Raw genomic sequence first — 3,537 nt, 5'->3', positions numbered from 1 at the left:
GCAGTCGAGCATGGCCCCGGCTTCACACTTTGCGGCACCTGTGCGGCAGCGACAGTACCTCGCGGATACCATGGAATGGATGCACCCAGACTGGGAGCGGCCGATCCGCCGCGACCAAGTGCGCCAAAATAGCCGGCAGCATTGTTTTCTGCACCACCTGAGCTGGGCACATATGGATTGCTAGGTCGGCTGCCTACCACCACAATCTCGCTGGGGCAGGGAAAAGGGAATGATGGATCCTGTGTCCCGCAGAGCCCGCTGGGATCGACGCGGTTAACCGGATCGCCGCCGACATAGTTGTACCAGTTGAGTCCGTCGGCGTAACCGATCGGATCTGTCTGAAGGAACCGACCAAGGGTGGGAGAGTACATCCGGGCCTTATAGTAGTATAGCTGTAGACCGGCGTGCAAAAGGGACCCCGTTAGCGGGGTGATCGGCGTCTAAAAGGGACCCCTCATTCTGATGGTGTAGCGAGCTGTCTGGTTTTCCAGGTGGCGAGATCGGGATGTTGGTGGTGGAGACAGTTTGCCGGATTCGGCGTGAACACGCGGATGGGAAGTCGATCAAGGCGATTGCGCGGGATCTGCGGCTGTCGCGCAAGGTGGTGCGCAAGGCGATCCGGGCGCCGGAAGGCGCGTTCGATTATCGGCGCAAGGTTCAACCGCTGCCCAGGCTTGGGCCGTTTCAGGAGCGGCTCGATGTGCTGCTGACGGAGAACGAGGCCCGGCCCCGGCGCGATCGGCTGCGGATGACGCGCATCCATGACCTGCTGTGCCGTGAGGGGTTCGAGGGTTCCTACGATGCGGTCCGGCGCTACGCCCGGCGCTGGGCGGAAGCACGGCGCAAGGATCCTGGCGATGGGGCGCCGGCCTTTATCCCGCTGCTATTCCAGCCCGGCGAGGCCTACCAGTTCGACTGGAGCCATGAGGACGTAGAGATCGCCGGCAAGCCGATGCGGGTGAAGGTGGCGCATATGCGGCTATGCGCGTCGCGGGCAGTCTATGTCCGAGCCTATCCACGCGAGACACAGGAGATGGTGTTTGACGCCCATGCCCGCGGCTTCGCCTTCTTTGGTGGCGTTCCGCTGCGCGGGATCTACGATAACATGAAGACCGCGGTCACCACCGTGTTCATCGGCAAGGAGCGGGTGTTCAACCGCCGCTTTCTGGTCATGGCTGATCATTACATGGTCGAGCCCACGGCCTGCTCGCCAGCGGCGGGGTGGGAGAAGGGGCAGGTTGAACACCAGGTGCAGACCATCCGAGGCCGCTTCTTCCAACCCCGCCTGCGCTTTGCCAGCATCGAGGAGCTCAACGGGTGGCTGGAAGCTGAGTGCCTGCGCTGGGCCGTAAGGCACGCCCATCCCGAGCAAAAGGAGCTGACCGTTGCCGAAGCGCTGGAGCTCGAACGACCAGCCCTGCAGCCGATGCTGGCACCGTTTGACGGCTTCCACGAGACCGCGCATGCCGTGACGGGCACCTGCTTGATCAGCTTCGACCGCAACCGCTACTCGGTCATGGCTAAGGCTGCACGGCGGTCCGTTCAGGTCCGCGCCTATGCCGACTGCATCGTCGTGCGCCTCGGCGACGAGGTCATCGCCGAACATGCCCGGCACTTCGGCCGCGACCGAACGATCTATGATCCCTGGCATTACCTGCCCGTTCTGGCCAACAAGCCTGGGGCCTTGCGGAACGGCGCACCCTTCCAGGGGTGGGACCTACCAGCGGCACTGACGCGGCTGCGGCGCAAGCTGGGCAGCGGTGATGAAGCCGACCGCCGCTTCGTGCGCGTGCTGGCAGCTGTAATGACCGATGGCCTGGAAGCGGTCGAGGCCGCGATCCGGGAGGCGCTTGATAGCGGTGCCGTCAGCGACGAGGTCATCCTCAACATTCTGGCCCGATACCGGGACCCGCCATCCGAGCGCCCCCTGGACGTGATCGTCGACCTCAAGCTCAACCACCCGCCGATCGCGGACTGCGCGCGCTACGATACGGTGCGAGGCTTCGATGCAGCGGCATGAGATGATCGAGGCGATGCGCTCGCTCGGCCTCAAGGGCATGGCAGGGGCCTTCGACGAGGCGGTCACCACCGGGCTGCAGCGCAAGCGCACGACCCATGAGATCCTGGCCGACCTGCTGCGCGCCGAAGCCGCGCATCGTCATGCCGCCTCGATCCGCTATCGCATGACCGCGGCCAAGCTGCCGGTAATCAAGGACATCGACGCCTTCGTGTTCGAGGGGACCCCGATCAACGAAGGGCTGGTGCGCTCCCTTCACGCAGGTTCGTTCGTACCTGGTCGCCGGAACATCGTGCTCATCGGCGGGACCGGGACGGGCAAGACCCATCTGGCCACCGCGATCACCGCCGGCGTCGTGCGTGCTGGCGCTCGCGGACGCTACTTCAACACGGTCGATCTCGTCACTCGGCTCGAAGAAGAAGCTCGCATCGGCAAGGCTGGCGCCATCGCAGCCCAGCTCGGCAGGCTCGATCTCGTGGTGCTCGATGAACTGGGCTATCTACCGTTCGCCCGCTCAGGCGGCCAGCTGCTGTTCCATCTGATCAGCAAGCTCTACGAGCAGACCTCGGTCATCATCACCACCAACCTGGCCTTCGGCGAATGGCCCACCGTGTTCGGCGACCCCAAAATGACCACTGCGCTGCTCGACCGCATCACCCACCATTGCGATATCGTCGAGACAGGCAACGACAGCTGGCGCTTCAAAAACCGCAGCTGACCCAATCAGAAAAACGGCCCTCGCGCTGCTGCCGCCTCCGGTCGGGCTACGCCCTCCCTACGCCGCCAGCAGCGCGAAACACGCGCCCAGCATCAACCAATCCCCGCAACTGCAAGGGGGTCCCTTTTGCACGCCGATAGGGGGTCCCGATTGAACGCCGATTGACACCAAACCCACGAGGGATGGGAAGCCAGTTCCGAGCTTTACGACGATGGCGGCTACTCTGGCGGTTCGATGGACCGGCCGGGATTGCAGCAACTGCTTGCCGATGTGGAAGCGGGCAAGGTCGACGTAATCGTCGTCTACAAGGTCGATCGTCTTACCCGCAGTCTCGCCGATTTCGCGCGCATCGTCGATACCCTCGACAAGCGCGGAGCCTCGTTCGTCAGCGTTACTCAGGCCTTCAATACGACAAACAGCATGGGACGCCTGACCCTCAACGTCCTACTCTCGTTTGCCCAGTTCGAACGCGAGGTCACCGGTGAGCGGATACGCGACAAGATCGCGGCCTCGAAGGCCCGGGGCATGTGGATGGGCGGGGTCGTGCCGCTGGGCTACGCGGTCAAGGAACGCAAACTCGTCATCGTACCGGAGGAGGCTGAGCGGGTACGGAACATCTTCAACCGCTACCTCGAACTTGGCTCAGTCTATGCACTTCAGGCTGAGCTGGCCGCGCAAGGCATCCGGACCAAGGCCCGGACTTTCAAGGATGGCCGTGTCTATGGAAACATGAACTTCAGCCGGGGAGCGCTCTACCAGATGCTCGCCAATCGAATCTACCTTGGCGAGATCACCCATCGCG

General features: G+C 63.5%; 4 protein-coding genes. 3 read left to right on the top strand and 1 reads right to left on the bottom strand.

The genetic code is table 11. The features are described 5' to 3' along the window. Positions 1–410 (bottom strand): RHS repeat-associated core domain-containing protein (locus KAY22_RS26315; RefSeq protein ID WP_296626040.1); only part of this gene is annotated, 410 nt, incomplete at its 3' end. Positions 411–505: 95 nt separating this feature from the next. Between KAY22_RS26315 and istA the strand changes: the two genes are divergently transcribed. The 3 genes from istA to KAY22_RS26300 all read left to right on the top strand — a co-directional run. Beyond that, a complete protein-coding gene (gene istA, locus KAY22_RS26310) occupies positions 506–2,020 on the top strand; it encodes an IS21 family transposase (protein ID WP_292683854.1) in 1,515 nt (504 codons plus the stop codon). Then, positions 2,007–2,735 carry an IS21-like element helper ATPase IstB gene (gene istB, locus KAY22_RS26305; RefSeq protein ID WP_292684435.1) on the top strand — a complete coding sequence of 243 codons (729 nt, stop codon included), beginning with the start codon at positions 2,007–2,009 and terminating at the stop codon, positions 2,733–2,735. The genes istA and istB overlap by 14 nt, the downstream gene beginning before the upstream one ends. A gap of 234 nt (positions 2,736–2,969) precedes the next feature. Beyond that, a partial coding sequence (locus KAY22_RS26300) for a recombinase family protein (protein WP_296626039.1) occupies positions 2,970–3,537 on the top strand: 568 nt, incomplete at its 3' end.

It is taken from the genome of Rhizorhabdus sp. (assembly GCF_018006725.1).
Lineage (GTDB): Bacteria > Pseudomonadota > Alphaproteobacteria > Sphingomonadales > Sphingomonadaceae > Rhizorhabdus.
The sequence above is the reverse complement of the archived record's forward strand: the minus strand, read 5'-3'. Positions and strand labels throughout refer to the sequence as shown.